We start from the raw sequence: 18,998 nt of genomic DNA on the forward strand, positions 1-18,998 counted from the left end.
GATCAACTCCTATCTAATCCATAGTGCTTAGTAGCCATTTCCTTCAAGAAAGATTTCACTTGAAAATAGGCGAGTGCTAAAGTAAAGTGTCCCGAGTTTACAAACAACGTTTCTGGACGTCCGAGTTTTTTCCACAGTCTCTTTTGGTTTGCCGACGGAACATGATTATCACAGAGTGTAACAATCATTGCCGTTGTTTCAGGTTCTGCATATTGTGCAAAATGAAAAGGGTCCCATTTTTCAATTTTTTGAAATCGTTCCTGCATCTCAACGAAAGCATCCTCGGTTATTTTCTTTTCATACGCATCTAGGTTGTTGTAGTAATCCGCTTGTAACTGAGGAGTACGCTCATCGCGAATTTTTTGTGCAATTTGCTGTAGAAGCGCTTTCCTCCACCGCACCACACGCACCTCGACACTACTGTTCAGAATCTCAGGTATACCACCTCCCGCCATGATTATTTTATGCGATGCAAAGTCACGGGTAAACGGAATGCAAACGGTGGCGAGAATTCCTCCGTAACTTGTGCCTGTAATACCGAAGCGTTTTTTGTCAAAAAAGCTTTTTTGTTCCGCCCAACGTCTAGCTCTCAATAGAGAACGTACCGTTTCCTGGTTAAAGTCAATAAAGTCTTTTGGCATACGCGGCGGATTTGTCTTGAAAAGTTTTCCATTTTGACGGATGATGATAGAATCTACGCCAATGGGGGCAAAAATATTTGCGGCATATAAATTTGCAACAATCATTTTTTTACCTGCGAGGATAGGCCAAATAAAATCTACAGGGCGCGGATTTTTTTTTGCTCTTTTTGACCGATACCAACGTAGACTAGTTATAACAGTATTGTCTTTGAAAATAGACACGTCGTACAAATCATAATCACACTCTGAAGCTATTTTTTTTTCTTCGAATCGAAGAGTTTCTTTTTCTATCGTAATAGACTGCAATAACTCACGAGGAACTGATTGGGTACGGATCGTATTTGTTGGGTCGTAGTTATAACGGGTGGTGGTACATCCAGCCAAAGGCATGAGAAGTACCAAAAATAAATACTTGATCACTTTGAGCACTTTAGGTTTTCCTTACTTTATTCCACAAAACTATTTGCGCGATTACAAAATTGCGTTTTACTATATACTTGAAAACGAAGATAATACACAGAATAATAACACAGAAAGGTAAGATATGCAAATAGCCAATTATCAACTACATATCGTGGAAACAGGGCGTTTTGGTCTTGATGGTGGAGCAATGTTTGGAGTGGTTCCCAAAGTATTGTGGAATCGAACAAACCCTGCCGATGAAAAAAATCGCATCTCTTTGGCTATGCGCACTCTACTTCTTGTCGGAGAAGGACGTGTTATTCTAATTGACACAGGAGTCGGCGATTACTGGCCACAAAAATTTTGCAATATTTATGCCATAGACCACGATCACTCCTCACTGGTTCAATCTTTAGAAAAACTAGGTTACACGCCTAATGATGTCACAGATGTTATTGTAACTCACCTACATTTCGATCACGTTGGTGGTGCAGTGCGTCTTGAGGGCCAACAACACGTCCCACTATTTAGCAATGCCAAATACCACATACAAAAAAGTAACTTACAACATGCGAAAAATCCCTTGGAAAAAGATCGTGCTAGCTATTTGCCTGAAACATTTATGCCACTAGTTGAGAATAACCTTGTCGAAGTTACGGATGGAGAAAAAGAGTTACTACCAAATATCCATGTACTTCCCGTAGATGGACATACAATAGGACAGCAAATGGTTAAAATTTCAGATAACAGTGATACGCTATTGTATTGTGCCGACTTAATTCCCACCTCATCACATATACCAATTCCCTATGTGATGGCCTACGATCTATCTCCAGTAAAAACCATAGAGGAAAAGAAAAAGTATTTACAATTGGCTTGTGACAACAATTGGTTGTTATATTTTGAACATGACCCACAAATAGCAACCGTTACCGTAACAAAGAACACCAAAGGTTTTATCGCGGATAAAACTATGAGTAATTTTTCATAGGGGGAAAATATGCCACTGGTAATTTCAATACTTTGTTGTCTACAAATCATTGGAGGTATTTCATTGATTATTGTGGCAGCATATTCGTATAGAACTTTGCAATTTAGCGTGGAAAAAATCAACCTTATCGCGCAAAAACTTTCGCAAAAAATGAACGAAAAGTATGAAAAAGGTGAACCTGTTACCAACAAGAAGCCACTATCAAAAGATGAAATGGACAAAATCAATGGCTATTTAGAATATCTTGGCGATAACGTAAAATTGCAAATTACCATGTCATTTTTATCTTTGTATTTTATTGGGTCGAAAATTACAAGCCGTCCTGTGGTGCCTTTATTTTCTACTTTTATTTTTGCTATCGTAAATATATGTTGTGGATTCATGTTACTTTATGGTGGGGAAGAAGGTTGGTACTTGGGGATTTGCGCATGTATCTATGCTTTGTTACGAAATCTCCATGCTTTGGCGCTTTTGCCAAAACTTACAAAAACATTATCGCATACTATTTTTAAAGTAAATCAATTCTATATAAAGTATGCCGTACGCAGTTGTGTATTGGTTTTACTTATATTTTACTTCTTTTCTTCAGAAATTATGCACTATTTCTCCATGGAACAAACGACGATTGATATATTAATATTAGTGGAAACAGCAGCGATTGGCTTTGTAGGTCTTGATTTTCTTTGTTATAAAATGCAAGAGTGGACAATGGAACCAGCCAACGGTGAATATTAAAAAGTGTGTCATTCCCCCATGAGCGCGGGAATGACATGAATTTCTGTATGTGCTTGTGCGTAAAATTTTTCTAGCTAAGTTCTACATGCAACGCGTTCAATAACTCCGAAGTGATTTTGGCAATATCCGTACTCGATTCAACAACTCCATAACGCACAGATTCACAAAGTTCTAAAAAACTTTGCAGTCTACCATATGATTCCGCAGAGAGTTCTTTTTTCAACATCCCCAGTAATTCTCCCGAAACCAAAGCCTGTTCATTTAAATTAAAGCGATCCGCCACATACCCGCGAATGGCATCGAGTTTCGCGGCGTAAAGCTGTTCGTCTTTCAAATCTTTCGCAGCCTGTAAACGTTGTTTGGCTCGCGCAAGTGCTTTACGTTTTCTTTGAAATGCGACATCACTACCCCATTTTTTATGATATAGCATAACGATGCAAAGAAAAACATAAATAACGGGCATCGCCAACATGGTAATCGTTTGCCACATCTGCATACCTAAGCTCTGGTTTTTCAAAGCGTCAAGGCCTTCATAATTTGCAAAAATACCTTCATCTTGACCTGCCACTGTCTTTTGTTTTTTTGCTTCAACTGACTTTACGATTTCATTAGGAGAAAGAGCTTGAACTTCTTTAATCTCCAGAGGTATTTCCGTACTGCTAATTGTTTTATATTTTCGCGTTTTACTATCAAAAAACGAAAAAAAGATAGGCGGAAAGACCTTTGTTGCTCTACGTGCACGCACCGAGTATTGAAACTTTTTACTTGTGGATGAAGACTCCACATTTACATTGTCTTCGTATACCTTGTAATTCTCGTTTATCTGTGGCTGCATACCCAATTTGGGAGCCAATACATTGTCCAGTTTTCCCGAACCGCGAACCGTAACCACTAAATCGAGAAGATCACCGACATTTGCTTTCGTCGATAAAAGTTTCGCTTCTATATTGTAGTCACCGATCGCACCGTCAAAGTACTCAGGGCGTTCTTCCATAGGCAGTTCCACAACTTCAATCGTGACAGAATCTCCCGCAACACGCACTCGCTTCCGCGCTCCTCCGGGAAGCCCTATTGTTCCTTGAAGATTGATACCACCAAAAGTATATTTACCTGTTTTTTTCGCTTCAAATTGCCGCGCGATCGAATACTTGACGTACGCTGCTTTTTCACCCGTGGGCGCCGTGGTTGTCACAAACTCCTTATCAAACGAAAACTTGGCATTTTCCGATTCAAACATTGAAAAAACCGAATCTTGCAGTTGAATATTGTTGATATAAAAACCTATTCGTTCTGGCTTAACAATACGTGCACTAAAAACTTTTTGCCAATTGTCCGTTTCTAAACCTTTGTAATCATTCGAAAGCCAAGGAATACTGACATGTGGTGGCTTACTTACAAACACCGGTTCATTATTGTTTTGCGCAGATCCTTTTATATATACGTCCGCCGAGATAGAAAACACTTCGCCCACCACGTATTGCAACAGTGGAGAGGACGTTTTCACAAAGATATTATTACCTGTTTCTGTCCCTGATACACTTAATACTACGCGATTACTTCGAATAGTGGTCCCGTCTACGGTAACAGAAATAGGTCCCACAGTAAAAGTTCCAGCTCGCTTGGGCTGTAGAGAATACACGAATACGTGTCCGCGAAACACCGTGCGCGTTACTTGGCCGTTAATAATACTCACACTTTCGGAATTACGGCTTTGATCGGTAACTCTGTATATCGAAAAATCTTCAGACAAACTTTGTGTGTCAATTATCGAATCTCGCCCGCCACCAGAGACCAAAACATAGAGCTCGGTCCGTTCGCCAAAAAAAATGTCTTCCTTGGCCAACTGTATTTTTGCAGAAACTTCTCTTTCTCCAAAGATAAGTACAAGGCAAATCAAAGCCATACAGACCACGAGCTTCTTACCAATCATTTTCTACTCCTATAGAATTATTGCCAGACTGTCGTTTTCTTTCTTTGTTGTCCTTCATGCGTTTTTTGATTTTTTGCAACATTTTTTCCGCTTGTTTTTTCGACATTTTCTGTTGCTTCTTTTTTTGCTGCTGTTTTTGCTCCTGCTTTTTCTTTTGTTGCTGCTTTTTCTTTTGTTGCTGCTTTTTCTTTTGTTGCTGTGGATTTTGTTGTTTTTGGGCACCCAGCTTTTCTGCTATTTTTTGCAAAGTTTCCAAAGCCTTTCGCGCCTGTTCCTGGGCAGGCGACTGTTCATTGTTCTCTAAAGATTTTTTTGCTTGTGCTTGCTCCGTCATCGCTTGCTTGGTAAGTCTTTTGATTTCTTTCTCGTCAATTTTTGGTAACTTAGGATCACTATGTCCTTGCGGATTTTTTTGCTGACTATTCTGTTTTTGTTGTAACTGTTTTTTTTGCTCCGCAATAGATTTCATCAGCTCAGCAAATTTTTTCTCGAAAAGAGTGGTGGAAAGTATCGCGAGTGCTTGGTGGTCATCCGCAGTCTTCACTAACTTGGGAAATTTTTGTGCTTCGCTTTGTAAATCATTTACAACAAGTGTTTGTAAAAGAATATCTTCGGTGATCACTAAATCCGCCGATGCCAAAAGTTCCCAAAAAGGATCGAGAGAACGCAAAAAGGTTTCTTGATCTTGAACAACAGTTGCATCATTATCCTGCATTTTTTCCGCAAGTTGACTTAATGAAGCGCGTAACATTTGCATTTGCATTTTAAACATATTTGCTTGGTTTTCATCTTTTACCGCTTTCATTTTTTCTTGCAATTTTTTTTCCAGCTTATCAAATACTTCCATTTGCTTTTTTTGTTGTGGCGCAAGATCTTTTAAAGAATGCTTTTCGCGAACGAAAACTTTGCTTTGATAATTCATCATGATTTGATTACGACGTAAAAGAGCCAGAAGAGTCTGCATCGTTTCTTGCTTTTTTTGTTCCTCTTGTTGTTTTTTGTGCAATTTGTCCAAATAACTTTTCAGAACGAGTTTAACGAAACGCAAATTATGCAAAGTTCCGGTATCATCGTTTTTGTATTGTAAGGCTTTGCGAAAATGTCGTAGACTTTGCTGTAATAGGCTTACAACGTCTTGCATTTTAGCACTATTTTTCGCCATAAGTTCTTGTGCTTCACGAAAATATGTACATCCTTCGTTGAATGCAATACGAAAGAGTTGTTTGTCATTGTTATTGGTGTTATATGCCGATTGTTGGTAATAATCCTTTGCCTCTTTCCACTTCTTTTGTTTGTACATTGTATTGGCTATATTGTATAGCACAGTGCTATTTTCAGGACTTGCGACCTCGGCCTCCTGAAACTTTTCCTTCGCTTTGGTGTATTCCCCACTGTGGTATAACTTATGCGCTTCTTGATTGAGTGAGTATGCTTCGTCATTTTCTCCAGAACAACCACACAAAACAACACACATCATCACAATAGCGACTTTCGTTCGTAGACTACCTTCCATGACAAGACTTTCTAATAACAACACGATAAGCCCCAATAAAACAAATATTTGAAATCGATCTCTTTTTTGAGGTTTCTTTGCTGATTGATGAATTTTTGCATCCATTTGTGCAATGTAATCGCTGTAAACATTCACCATGTTAATATTCCGCGTTTTCACCGGAAAATAAACCCCACCTTTTGTCGCCAATGAAATTTGTCGCAAAAGTTGGTCGTTTAACCGCGACCATACAATACGACCTTCATTATCACGCAGATATTCCTTACGTCCGTCATTTGTCGTTACCGGAATCCTCGCCCCTTGTTTATCGTCTCCAAAGCCCACAGTAAAAATAGTGACATTGTTTTTTCGTGCCAATTTAGCGGCTTCTAGGGGTGCGGTTTCGTGGTCTTCGCCGTCCGTAATTAATAAAATCGCTTTTGTTCTTCGGGAATTTTCCTGTTGCACATCCTCTTTATCAAATAAATTTACTCCCTCACGAATAGCATCACCAATCGCAGTTCCCCCCAAGGCAACAACTCCGGGGTGGCATTCATCCAATGCCCATTTGAAAAAATTGTAATCTAACGTTAGGGGACACCGTGTTTCTACGCGTCCAGCAAATGCGACAAGGGCAATGCGATCTCCTTTAAGAGCATTGACCAAATCTTCGATGTCTTTTTTAGCGCGCTCAAGACGTGTGGGTTGCACATCTTCCGCCAACATACTTTTTGAAAGATCCAAAAGTACCACAACATCGCGACCATAGTTTTGCACATTCTGAAAATACAACCCCCACTTCGGACGAGCAATTGCCAAAATAATTAGTGCAATGCCACACGAAAAAAGCAGCATCTTCCAAATGCGTATTCCCCAATCGCTACCTGGGACAATTTTCTTGAGCATTTCGTCACTGGCAAATTTTTGCATCGCTTTATCTCGCGAACGATAGCTTAAAAACAACAAAAAAAATATAATGGGTATTGCACACAAAAATGCAAGAAATATTTTATTGACAAAATCCATGAGAAAACCTTTCTAGGGCATTTTTCGGAGAACGGTATTTGCCAAAAGCTTTTCCAACAAAATAAATAAAACTCCTGGAATCAAAAACCACAAATATAATTCATCGTATTGTAAATAGGTTACTTTAATTTCTTGTTTTTCCAAAGTGTCTATTTCCGAATAGATATCATACAGTGCGCTTTTATTCCTAGCGTTAAAGTACTTACCTTTAGTAGTTTTCGCAATTTTTTGTAACACTTCTTCGTTCATCGGAAAGTGTGCTGAACGCAACACTTCTTCGCCAAATGCATTTTCCACAGGATAAGGTACTCTTTCATTTGTTCCAACACCTATCGTGTATACTTTAACACCAAAATCACGAGCTATTTTTGCACTTTCCAACGGATCACTCACCCCGGCGGTGTTCTCGCCATCCGTGAGTAACAACATGACCTTGCTCTTTGCAGAGCTGTTTTTTAAACGTTCCGTTCCAATGATCATCGCATCGCCAATCGCTGTTTGAAACTCTTCAGCATTTAGCAGTTGTTGGTTGCTATCAAAAATAGGCTCAGGTATTTTCACCTGCGTTTGTAGTATGCTAACTACGGCATTGTGGTCTAGAGTAAGAGGACATTTTGATTCAGGATAACCGCCGAAGGCAACAATGCCAATTAAATCATTATTGCGTCCTCTCATATTGTCACTGCCGAGTACAAAGCGATGAAAAACTTCTTTCACCACATCCAACCGATTTTGGCGTTTTTCGCGTGTTGCAAAATCCAAAGCGCGCATACTACTCGATACGTCTACCACCATCATAATTGCAATACCTTCGCTGGTAATTTTTGTATTGTCATTGCCGACCTGGGGTCTAGCAAGAGCCATGATGAGCAAACAAAACCCGAGTGCTTTGAGAAACGGGAGCAAAAAATATACGCGAACGCGCCAACTAGGGCGGATATTTTTTAAATTGCGAATACTAGAAAATTTTATCGCTGTTGATTTACGTGGAAAACTCCACTTTAAAATAAAAATAGGTAGTAAAATGAATAACAAAAAGTATAATGGATCGTTCCAAGTCATATTGGGCAAAAATAATTGGGTAACGTATAGAAAAACGCATATTACACATGCAAACAAGATAAAATTACCCATCATCTTTGTGTGGTAAAACATAATTTTCCTTCCAGGCTAATTTTTCTTGACAACAAAACACGTAGCCATTTTTTTAAGGGACATACAGAAAAATTACAAATCATTTTTCTATACGTCTACAGGATATAGGACGCATCCTATTTTGCAATTATTTTTTTTTATTGAATTTTCCCTAGAGTATTCTCTTGATATTCTATAAAATATTTAATAAAATATTCAAAAACAATCATAATTAAATTCTTTATATGAATTAAATGATAAAAAAATAAATTATTTGAGTTAAGTGGTTTATATAAATTATATTTATAACTTGCTTTATATACAAAAATAATTTACATGATTATTTTTTTGAAAGTCGTATACATCCCAACGAAAAAATCTCACTAAAAAAATTTTTTGTTGGATGTTTTAGCTCTTTCATCAAACCATTTTTTGAGTGAGAGTATGGCCAGTTTAAAAATCGAAATTACAAGAAACCTGACAGAAGTAGTCGAAGTTACAGGTCCTCTAACTATGGGACGAGGAAAAGAGAATGACATAATACTCTTGGATGGAATAGTTTCCAGACATCATGCAAGAGTATATTTCGACGGAGCAGATGTATTAATAGAAGACCTTAACTCAGCAAATGGCATATTTGTAAACGGGGATCGAGTTTTTTTACGAGCGCTGCAAGACAAAGATGTTATGAAAATTGGGAAGACCAAAATATATTTCTCCACGGAAATATGGGATAGTCCTCCTAAAGTCATAGATCTCATGACCAACGACATATCCATTTTTGATATGAACGAGTTAATAAGTGCGCCTGATATTCAATTTAAGTTTCCTTCACACGATGAAGCCATAAATCAAATATACGAAATTGCTAGGCAAAAATTTGAGTTAGTTGATGAGCTTAGTGATTTAGAAAAAATAAATTTAGACGCTGCGCTAAACGAAGGAATAGGAAATGCCCAAAGACACGGGCACAAATACGAAGCAAGTCTTCCTATTGAATTCCGCTACATTCGCAAGGATGATAGACTTATCATGCGAGTAACAGATCAAGGTGAAGGTTTTGACTATCGCGCAGAGCTGCGTCGTAAAAAAGAGGGAAATGCAGTAGATGAAGCCAGAAAACGATATCAACAGGGTGGATATGGTGGTCTGGGTATTATGCTTATGCTGAAATGTGTTCATAAGGTAGAGTATAATAGAAAAGGTAATCAGGTTACTTTAACAAAATTTTTAGGCGAAGCAGCTAAAAAATTCGAGCAAGAACAACAAGAAGAAATCAACGAAGACAAAAAACAAGAAGCTGCAGAAGCTGCAGAAGCAGGTTCCAACGATATGGGACTACAAGGATTTGTGGTTTCGGGTGATGATGATGATACTACCCAAGGCAAAGAGGGTGGATTTGTTATACAACCAGACTAAAATCCAATAGCCAAAGAAAAAACCATTCTTATTTAAGAATGGTTTTTTTTTTGGCTTTACCTATTTTATCGATAAAATTTATTCGAGATATTTTATTGCAAGGGCGCATTGCGCCCCAAGGTTAAGGTTAAAATCTGTCACTTTACTTTTTCAAAAAGAAATATTCTTTACATGTACCACACTTAAATTTCCCACCTTTTACGTTAATTCTCACCTTATACTTTGTTCCACAATGAGGGCAAGAAAAACGGATCAGAGTTTTGCTTTCTTTTAAGCCAAAAAAGCGTTGAATTTCATCATTGGTGTCCAATTTAACTTTATTTAATCTACCTGCAACTTTGTCTTTATTTAAATTGTCTTCCAAATTTTTGTACTGAAAAACAGTCACGTAACGCTTTTGTAGTAAGACACCGGCAAAGTTTTCTCCACAGTTTTGTTGCTCTTGCACAATATCTTTCATATCTTCCATATCAATATAAGCAAAATTCATGGCATGTCTGACCAAAAATGCCGATTCTTTAAGAGAAAGTGAACGCGAAGCGTTTACAGCCTCCTGCATTTGAGGAGAAAGAGGTTGTGCTTGTTGTGCGGCAGCTTTTTGTTTACGCTCTTCTTCTTCTCTTCTTTTTTTCTCTTCCATAGCGAGCTTCAACGCTTGAGGGTCTAACTCCATCGTTCCCATTGAATCGCCATCATTTTCATCTGGATCAGTGGTAGAAAAACCTAAATTTAGCATGTCATTGGGGTTAGAGGGTATCTCAAAACTAGTGGGCATTTTTAAACCATCAACACTAAAGTCCTGGCCGTCTTCACCACTATTGGGCATACTCCCTAAGTGCCCCGGTATAGACATTCCACCCGTTCCCGAGTCATTTCCTGGAATGGTCATTCCACCACCTGTTACGGGGTTGTTTCCTGGAATGGTCATTCCACCACCCATTCCCGAGTCGCCGGAAATCGTCATTCCACCACCCATTCCTGGATTGTTTCCCGGAATAGTCATTCCACCACCCATTCCCGAGTTGCCAGAAATTGTCATTCCGCCACCCATTCCTGAGTCATTCCCAGGAATAGTCATTCCACCACCCATTCCCGAGTCGCCGGAAATCGTCATTCCACCACCCATTCCCGAGTCGCCGGAAATCGTCATTCCACCACCCATTCCCGAGTCGCCAGAAATTGTCATTCCGCCGCCCATTCCTGAGTCATTTCCAGAAATTGTCATTCCGCCGCCCATTCCTGAGTCGTTACCAGAAATTGTCATTCCGCCGCCCATTCCTGAGTCATTACCAGAAATCGTCATTCCGCCGCCCATTCCTGAGTCGTTACCAGAAATCGTCATTCCGCCACCCATTCCTGAGTCGTTGCCAGAAATTGTCATTCCGCCACCCATTCCTGAGTCGTTGCCAGAAATTGTCATTCCGCCGCCCATTCCTGAGTCGTTGCCAGAAATTGTCATTCCGCCACCCATTCCTGAATCGTTGCCAGAAATTGTCATTCCGCCACCCATTCCTGAATCGCCAGAAATTGTCATTCCGCCACCCATTCCTGAGTCGTTACTTGGTATGGTCATTCCGCCGCCCATTCCTGAATCGTTGCCAGAAATCGTCATTCCGCCACCCATTCCTGAATCGCCAGAAATTGTCATTCCGCCACCCATTCCCGAATCGTTGCCAGAAATCGTCATTCCACCACCCATCCCTGAGTCGTTACTTGGTATGGTCATTCCGCCGCCCATTCCCGAATCGCCAGAGATCGTCATTCCGCCACCCATTCCCGAATTGTTTCCTGGAATGGCCGTTCCACCATGACTCTCAGGTGTTTTTGGTTTATTAAAGTTCGCTCCAAAGTTCATGGCCGCTTCGTCGGCTAATGAACCAATGGAATCTTTTTTCGGCTTCGGTTTTTCTGGTGTTTTTGGTTTATTGAAGTTCGCTCCAAAGTTCATGGCCGCTTCGTCGGCTAATGAACCAATGGAATCTTTTTTCGGCTTCGGTTTTTCTGGTGTTTTTGGTTTATTGAAGTTCGCTCCAAAGTTCATGGCCGCTTCGTCGGCTAATGAACCAATGGAATCTTTTTTCGGTTTCGGCTTTTCCGGTGTTTTCGGTTTATTGAAATTCGCCCCAAAGTTCATGGCCGCTTCGTCGGCCAACGAGCTAACAGAATCTTTTTTCGGTTTTGGTTTTGCTGCGGCTTTGCTTGGCACCTCAGTAGTTTCATATCCATCGTCGTAATCTTGCGGAACCGCTGGCATAGGTGTATCAAATTTTGTACCAACAAACATAGCACCTTCATTAAACATCTCTTCAATATTGACCTTGAGGACTTTTTTACCTGGAGGAGCTTCGTCTACCTTCGGCTTTTCTGCGACTTGATTGTTTTGAGAAGCATTGGCCTGTTGTTTATTTTTCGCTTCACGCGCCTTATTAGCCAACTGTTTTGACTGCGCCCCATCAAGACTAATCGTCCCACCTTTTTGCGCAATAATTTTTCCTTCTGTCTTTGCTGTGAGACCTGTCTTAGAACCTCTCAAGAGAGCTTTTTCTGTTACAATGAAATACTTCTGACATTTACCGCATTTGAATTTGGATACTTTTTTCGGCAGTTGTTTAATTTTGAACATAGCACCGCAATGAGTACATTTAATCTGGATACCTGTTGCGCTTCTCGAAGTAACACTTCCTCCGCGTCGCAGTCCAAGAAAATTTTCAATTGCTGGACGATTTTTAATCTCTAGGCCAGCAATCTCGTCCTCATCGATACCTTGAATCAGAAAACTACGTTGCTCCGAAGTAATACATTTTCTTTTCTCTAAAATAGACAGTATGCCCTGTGAAGTGCCCGTATTTTCAATCTCTTTGTAAAAAGCATCTAAGCATATTTTTAAATCTCTGGGAGAAATGAAATCACTTTCGACTCCACTTTTTGCAGCTGCTATTTGTTCTACTAAGTTTGCCAATGGTAAATCCTCTCTTAGAAACTCAAAATTTCTTCTACACGACACACCACTTTATCGCAGATATCCACCCTGATTTCCAGAGGGCGGTAGTAAAATGGTATTATGTACGCAATACCTTGCGGAAAAGAACTTTCGGGAGTATATACCTCTGCAAGATTTTTACCTTTTTCCACTAAACGATAAATCCATCGTTGCTGCTCTCCCTCACGTTTTTCTACAAACGTCGGTTTTCCCAAAATAATTTCTACTTCTTTTTCCGTCATTCCGTTAATCACTTGCCCTGTTTTGATGGCAAGCTTTTTCTTAGCGTCCATTTCTGGATTTTCTTTCACATAATTTTTTTGTGTACTTTGGCAACATATTATACTGCAAATAATAGCTAGATAAGCAGCACAACGAAAGAACGTTTTTTTCATACTTTTTCTCTTGCAGAATTGATATACACGATTTGTAGGAGTTCGACGCATTTTAAACTCCTAAAAGATTCTTTCATTCCCATTTCTGTAGGGCAAGATGTTATGCAGATTGCACAAATAATTAGGACGAAACTACAATACCTGAATTATTTTTCTGTACATCCATCACGCTTTTTATTATATCATATATTTCTATACGGTAAAATCTGTTTTCATAAAATTCATGGAGCAAAATAGTGCTTTCTCGTAAAAATATGTCTCAAAAAGGCTTACAATACTACGTCCAAGGTGAATCAGATCCTCATGTCGTCTTTATTCATGGTTTGTTTGGCTGTGGGCGGAATTGGCATAGTTACCTACGCTATGTAAATGAACAATTTTCTTTATCTTGTTGTGCCCCTGACTTAAGAGGTCAAGGAGATAGCCAACATTTTTCTTGTCCTGGAACGATAGAAAGTCTCGTCGAAGATATTTATGATTTTTTAAGCGAACTCAATTTATCGAAAAAACCAATTGTAATAGGACATTCCCTTGGAGCAAAAATCGCGATTGTACTCGCAGCGAAATATCCACAACTTACCGAAAAAATTATGGTTGTTGATACAGCACTGCCTCCTATTGGTCGTGAAGTATTCACCATTCTTGAATGGTTAAACGGTTTAAAAACTCCTGTCCAGGAAAGACGTGAAGCACGTTCCTACTTTGACGATTTAACACAAGACCAGCGCTTGAGAAATTTTTTACTCACAAACCTAGTCAAAGGAGAAAAGGGATACCAGTGGCGTTTGGATTTACAAGGTTTACATGGAGTGGTCACAAGTTTAACGACAATGGATTTGGAGCCTTATTGGCTTAAAATAAATGTTCCTATTTGCTTGGTTCGTGGTGCAGACAGTACACACTTAACAGCGGAACAAGCCCAGCAGATGAGATCGTTGCGTGATGTGGACTTTGTCGAAATAGAAAATGCGGAGCACTGGGTCCACGCAGACAACCCCGTTGCATTTAGGGAATGCCTGCGTAACTTTTTGGTGTAATCGAGCTTACGATTATGCCCTCACAATCGGCGAAGCCGATTGTGAGGGCACCAAATACTAGCAAATCTCGATATCTCAGAGATAACGAATACTACTTTACAACGTCTTTAAACTTCGCCATTTGTTGCACTTTTGGCAGTTTAACAGCCGCCTTCCCGTCTTTCGTCTTTGTTTCTAAAAAACCTGGAAACAAAAAACTTAAAAGTTGTTTTGCCTCTTTTTCACTTGAACCACTATTGCACAAAAACCACTTCTTTTTATCCTTGGATGATGCGATCATAAAACCATCTAAGATAATCTCCATATCGCTGTTTTCTGTTACCATTTTTAATGGTACAAAAACAATGTATTCCTGTTTATGGGTGTATATTTTTGTAGGTTTTTGAAAAGTGTAAGAAAGAGTAAAGCCGGATTTGGCTTTTTGTTCCATAGCCTTCTCTGTTGTCAAAATTAAATTTTCTTTGCCCTTGAATAGTTTGACTATTTTGGGATGCGTTACGTCAGCAACATGCTTGTAGTTTCCTTTATCTAGAGCGTTCTTCATTTTGATAACTTCATTATGCAATTGGTCGGCCAATTTTGCATCTATGGTATCTGCTAAAACAAAATTAACGGCGAAAGCCATCAAAACTATGGCCCATTTTTTCATGAAAAATCCTTCCTTCGGCGTGAAGCGAATTGATAAAAATTGTTATCCCCGATTTACCACCCAGTTTTGGATGCCATCGGCCACAATTAATTCTTGAATTATTTTTTGAAAATATTCTAGTGGGTATTTTTCGTCATTTAATGTCACAACTGAATTTGCAAAATCCACCTCAATTTTTTTGTCGAGGCGAACTGTTGGAAGCGTGTGATAGTCTTGTTGTAAGTCGCGAACCAACTGTGGTGTTTCGATAATTAAGAATCCGTTGTTAATAGCATTGCGCTTGAAAGTTTGGCTAAAAGAGCCCGCGATTACCATACGTATACCGAAATATTTAAGAGCTGTTGCCGCTTGCTCTCTAGAGCTTCCTGTACCAAAATTAAATCCGGCAATCAAGATATCCCCGCTCTGTGCTATTTGTGTAAACCGTGTGTCGTAGTTTTCCATCACAACAGCGGCTTGTTCCTGCGGGGAAAGACCGTCATTGTATGTGTATTTTCCAGGATATATTCCATCCGTGTTAATATTGTCTTCCAAACACAGAACAACGTTGGCATGCCATTTTTTCATGAACGCCTCGTTCCACTCTCCACGTCGTGGTTGCTGCGTAGAGGTAGTTTCGATTGTCGCACGGATGTCTTTTGCAAATTTCATTTGTTGTGGAGAAACAATTTTACCCGCAATGGCAGAAGCCGCAACGACAGCCGGCGATGACAAGTACACATCTGCTGATCTCGCACCCATGCGACCTTTAAAATTGCGATTGGTCGCAGAAATAGCCGTTTCATTTTCTTCGAGAATGCCTTGCCCCAAACCAATACACGGTCCGCAACCTGGAGGAAGAACTATCGCGCCCGCATCTGTTAGAATTTGCCAATCTCCACGCTGCGAACTTTCCTGTTGTACTTCTGCTGAAGCAGCGGAAACATAAAACTTAATGTCGCTATGCACTTTTTGATTCTTTAAAATAGCGGCCGCTTGAGCAAGATCTTCCACACGACTGTTTACACAAGAGACCAAATAGGCTTTATCTATCTTAATATTTCTTTTTTCTATTTCAGAAATAGAAGTCATCACTTTTACGGAGTTGGGTCCACTAACGTGAGGGCTTATCGAAGCTAGGTCTAGTTGTAGGTGTTTGTGGTAGGTAGCACCGCGGTCGGCGAGCATAATATTCTCTTGCAACTCGTCTATACGCTGATGAGAAATACGTGGATGCTTTTTGTGTTTTACTCGCTCGGCTCTTTCTCTTAACCATGCGATTGTATACTTGTCTACGGGAAATAATCCCGAAAGCGCTCCCCACTCCGTTGTCATATTTGCAATGGTCAAACGATCGTGGATGGCGAGTTGTGCAATTCCTTCCCCGCAAAATTCCACCGCGTGATTGAGAACTTCATCCTGATGAAAGTGCCCACACAATGCAATGATAATATCTTTGCCGCTGACTCCAGGAGGCATTTCTCCAATAAGTTCCACTTTCGCCACGGGTGGTATTTGCCACCATGTCTGCGTTGTGCCCCAAATTACTGCTGCATCTGTGCGTACAACAGGTGTTCCCAAACACCCGAGTCCACCATACATATTGGTATGACTATCGGAGGCAACCACAAAAGTATTTGGCCAAGCATAGCCTTCTTCGCACATGATCTGGTGACCAATACCTTTACCAGCACGATAAAAATCAATATTATGTTTACGGCAAAAACTTTCTATTTTTTGGTATTTTTGTTGGTTCTGTATACTTTGGTCTTGAATGTTGTGGTCAAGGGCACACACCACTTGTTGTGGTGACGCAACCTTAGGGAACTTCATATTTGTAAATTTAGGAATAACCGCCCCGGTATTGTCATGCGTCATCACATGAAGAGGTCGTATTTGTACATAATCTCCGCTATGGACCTCTCCATGCACATCAATAGCAAAATTTTGCGCAATTTTCTCTGTTAAATTTTGCATCGTAAACCTCTAAATTAGTCGCGGCATTAGCTCTAACTTTGCCTCAGCTTGTTCTCTTAATGCTCTAGCACCTTCATGTTGCGGTTTTAATTCCTGTATCCGCGAACAAATATGGCGAACCTCTCCATAGTTACCATGCGTAAGGCTTTTTTTTGCATACGTGTAATAATAGTTTACCGCTTCTTCATACTCACCAAGGCATTCGTAAAGGTGCGCTATTTCCATATATTGTGCACGTTCCGTTCCTGGAGCTAACTCTATTACTTTGGAAAAAGCTTCGATAGCCTCTTTGTGCATTCCCAAAGATTTTGCCAAATAACCCACGAGACGATACTCCTCTACCGCACGCGCATGACGATGCAATTGTCGCAAAATATTAGCGTGACAATGTCGCGCGTGTAAATTAAATGGATCTATTGACAACAGGGATTCAAACGCCTCACGTGCCTTGCGCAAGTCACTCTTGTCATAAAAATGTGTTCCTAGATCAATGAGTTCCGAAATGGATTCCGAACGCCTTTCCATTTGGAACAATATACTAGAAAGAAGTTTGCGATTGTTAAAATCATCGGGGTCTAGCTTTATGAGTTTGCGTAAATGTGCCACCAAAGAATCTTTATCATCTAACTTTTTCAGAAGATCAATGTTTTCTTTGAGCGCTTTAATTGCTTCATCTATTTTTTTCTTGTGTATGTATGCTTCACACAACCAATCACGTGCAATGATAGATTCTGGCTCATACTTTATAATCCATTTGCAAACTTCAATAAGCGCATCTTCCGAACCACGGTCGTTACTCGATTCGTTTTTCATTTCACTGTAAATGGATTTTCCCAAGTTTTTGTATTGGTCTACGGCTTCATTGTGTTTTCCTAATTTAATAAGCCCGTCACCCAGCTCTATTTGAGCATGAAAATCATTGGGGTTTATCGCCAAAATTTTGCGATATGCACTCAGTGCTAATTCAGGTTTTTTCTGTTTGTTCATCAACATCGCGAGAATGTAATACACCGAGATAGCGTTTTCCTTGTCACCCATTTCGATGTAAAGCGAAGCCATTAATTCTAGGTTACTGGAACTAGACGGATAGTTTTTGTTTGCTTCGTCGAGAACCATAATCGCTTTGCGTTTATCTTTTACGGATATTTTTCTCGCGTACACCGCAGAAATCTCAGCGGCTTTTTCTAACAAACTCGATTTATAATAACAATGAATCAACTTTTCATAAGCCTCAAGATTGTCAGGAGAAAAGTTCACAACTTTGTTATATGCTTTTATCGCCTCTTCATATCTATCTTTATCAAACGCAATTTGGCCTTGTTCATTGTATTTTACAGCCGCCTTAGCCGTTAAACCTTTTTTGTCATATGCACGGGCAAGCCAACTAATGGTTTCGTAATTTTTATATCCTTTACTTTCCAACAATTCATAAATAGAAATGCACTTCTCTCCATCGTTGCGAATAGAGTCTAATCGCGTCATCTGTGCAATTTCTTCTACGGTTTTGAGTCGAATTTGCTCATTCTTAATCAAGTCTGACATAATTTTCATGCCTTGAAAGTTTGTCAGACGCACCGATATTAAAATTTCATCGATGTTTTGCTTACCATCCACTTTTTCAAAAATTCTTTTGCTATCGCCGTCGTCATTATCAATTGAATCGGTAATTTTTGCAGGAATATCTTTGGTTGAAGGTATGATTTCTTGAATCAATTCCCATTCATCGGCGCGACGCGCTGCTTCCATCAGAATGGCTTCAAATTTAATATTGATGGGTAAATTTACCAAATCTAAATCAAAAATTTCTTCGCTGAGTTCATTCTGCATAAATTCACACTTGATGTTCTCCCAGTTGAGAACTTCATATAACTCTTCTTCAATTTGTTTACGACATATATCTGCGAGAAATCCCACATCTTTAAACTCGTCGGGAACACTTTCACAGTTGCGCAATGCATCTAATAGCGAAGTAATCATTTCGCGTTGTTTGAAGAAAATAGAACGCAGCGTTTCTTTGTTTATTTTGTCAAAATTGCGCAAACTTTCCGCTAAAATAGATTTCCCATGAGCAAAAGCCAACGAACGGATCATACCGTCTTTTAAGTAAATAAATATCTCTTCTTCATCAGTTTCGACCATCAATGTCCCAGATTGCGAAGTTTCGTGAATCTGTTTTAGTACAACGGGGAGTATTTCTAATTCACTCATTAT

Annotated in this window: 13 protein-coding genes; 4 read left to right on the plus strand and 9 right to left on the minus strand. The window is 39.6% G+C overall.

Going from position 1 to position 18,998, the window contains the following annotated elements:
- Window positions 1–2 precede the first annotated feature (2 nt).
- Complete coding sequence (locus UABAM_RS09695) at window positions 3–1,070, minus strand: alpha/beta hydrolase family protein (RefSeq protein WP_151967802.1); 1,068 nt, start codon at window positions 1,068–1,070, stop codon at window positions 3–5.
- 115 nt (window positions 1,071–1,185) lie between these two features.
- On the opposite strand from UABAM_RS09695, the gene UABAM_RS09700 reads away from it, so the two are divergent.
- Window positions 1,186–2,034: an MBL fold metallo-hydrolase gene (locus tag UABAM_RS09700; protein WP_151967803.1), complete on the plus strand. Its 849-nt coding sequence runs from the start codon at window positions 1,186–1,188 to the stop codon at window positions 2,032–2,034.
- A 9-nt stretch (window positions 2,035–2,043) separates the two neighbouring features.
- The gene (locus UABAM_RS09705) at window positions 2,044–2,769 is read left to right on the plus strand and encodes a hypothetical protein (RefSeq protein WP_151967804.1); all 726 of its coding nucleotides are present in this window, start codon (window positions 2,044–2,046) and stop codon (window positions 2,767–2,769) included.
- Window positions 2,770–2,839: 70 nt separating this feature from the next.
- Here UABAM_RS09705 and UABAM_RS09710 read toward each other — a convergent pair whose 3' ends face one another.
- The 3 genes from UABAM_RS09710 to UABAM_RS09720 are packed head-to-tail and all read right to left on the minus strand — an operon-like array spanning window position 2,840 to window position 8,372.
- A complete protein-coding gene (locus UABAM_RS09710; protein ID WP_151967805.1) occupies window positions 2,840–4,699 on the minus strand; it encodes a BatD family protein in 1,860 nt (619 codons plus the stop codon).
- The gene (locus tag UABAM_RS09715; RefSeq protein WP_151967806.1) at window positions 4,689–7,217 is read right to left on the minus strand and encodes a VWA domain-containing protein; all 2,529 of its coding nucleotides are present in this window, start codon (window positions 7,215–7,217) and stop codon (window positions 4,689–4,691) included. Before UABAM_RS09715 ends, UABAM_RS09710 begins: the two co-directional genes overlap by 11 nt.
- A 12-nt stretch (window positions 7,218–7,229) precedes the next feature.
- The gene (locus tag UABAM_RS09720) at window positions 7,230–8,372 is read right to left on the minus strand and encodes a vWA domain-containing protein (protein ID WP_151967807.1); all 1,143 of its coding nucleotides are present in this window, start codon (window positions 8,370–8,372) and stop codon (window positions 7,230–7,232) included.
- A 423-nt stretch (window positions 8,373–8,795) separates the two neighbouring features.
- Here UABAM_RS09720 and UABAM_RS09725 point away from each other — a divergent pair, with 423 nt between their 5' ends.
- A complete protein-coding gene (locus UABAM_RS09725; protein WP_151967808.1) occupies window positions 8,796–9,770 on the plus strand; it encodes an ATP-binding protein in 975 nt (324 codons plus the stop codon).
- A 142-nt stretch (window positions 9,771–9,912) separates the two neighbouring features.
- Here the strand turns inward: UABAM_RS09725 and UABAM_RS33925 are convergent, their stop codons facing one another.
- Together UABAM_RS33925 and UABAM_RS09735 are read right to left on the minus strand one after the other, a co-directional pair.
- A complete protein-coding gene (locus UABAM_RS33925) occupies window positions 9,913–12,729 on the minus strand; it encodes an MJ0042-type zinc finger domain-containing protein (protein ID WP_151967809.1) in 2,817 nt (938 codons plus the stop codon).
- A 14-nt stretch (window positions 12,730–12,743) separates the two neighbouring features.
- Window positions 12,744–13,145 carry a hypothetical protein gene (locus UABAM_RS09735; protein WP_151967810.1) on the minus strand — a complete coding sequence of 134 codons (402 nt, stop codon included), beginning with the start codon at window positions 13,143–13,145 and terminating at the stop codon, window positions 12,744–12,746.
- A 236-nt stretch (window positions 13,146–13,381) separates the two neighbouring features.
- Between UABAM_RS09735 and UABAM_RS09740 the strand changes: the two genes are divergently transcribed.
- Complete coding sequence (locus UABAM_RS09740) at window positions 13,382–14,182, plus strand: alpha/beta fold hydrolase (RefSeq protein ID WP_151967811.1); 801 nt, start codon at window positions 13,382–13,384, stop codon at window positions 14,180–14,182.
- A 91-nt stretch (window positions 14,183–14,273) separates the two neighbouring features.
- On the opposite strand, the gene UABAM_RS09745 is transcribed toward UABAM_RS09740, so the two are convergent.
- From UABAM_RS09745 to UABAM_RS09755, 3 genes are read right to left on the minus strand one after another with little or no spacing between them, the layout of a single operon-like run.
- Entirely contained in the window at window positions 14,274–14,831 is a 558-nt protein-coding gene (locus UABAM_RS09745) for a hypothetical protein (RefSeq protein ID WP_151967812.1), read from the minus strand.
- Between the two features lie 42 nt (window positions 14,832–14,873).
- Entirely contained in the window at window positions 14,874–16,787 is a 1,914-nt protein-coding gene (gene lysF / locus UABAM_RS09750) for a homoaconitase (protein ID WP_151967813.1), read from the minus strand.
- A 9-nt stretch (window positions 16,788–16,796) separates the two neighbouring features.
- On the minus strand, window positions 16,797–18,995 hold the full coding sequence (locus UABAM_RS09755) for a tetratricopeptide repeat protein (RefSeq protein WP_151967814.1): 2,199 nt from the start codon (window positions 18,993–18,995) through the stop codon (window positions 16,797–16,799).
- Between the last annotated feature and the right edge of the window lie 3 nt (window positions 18,996–18,998).

Origin of the sequence: Candidatus Uabimicrobium amorphum (assembly GCF_009002475.1) — a bacterium.
In the GTDB taxonomy this organism is placed as follows: Bacteria; Planctomycetota; Uabimicrobiia; order Uabimicrobiales; family Uabimicrobiaceae; genus Uabimicrobium; species Uabimicrobium amorphum.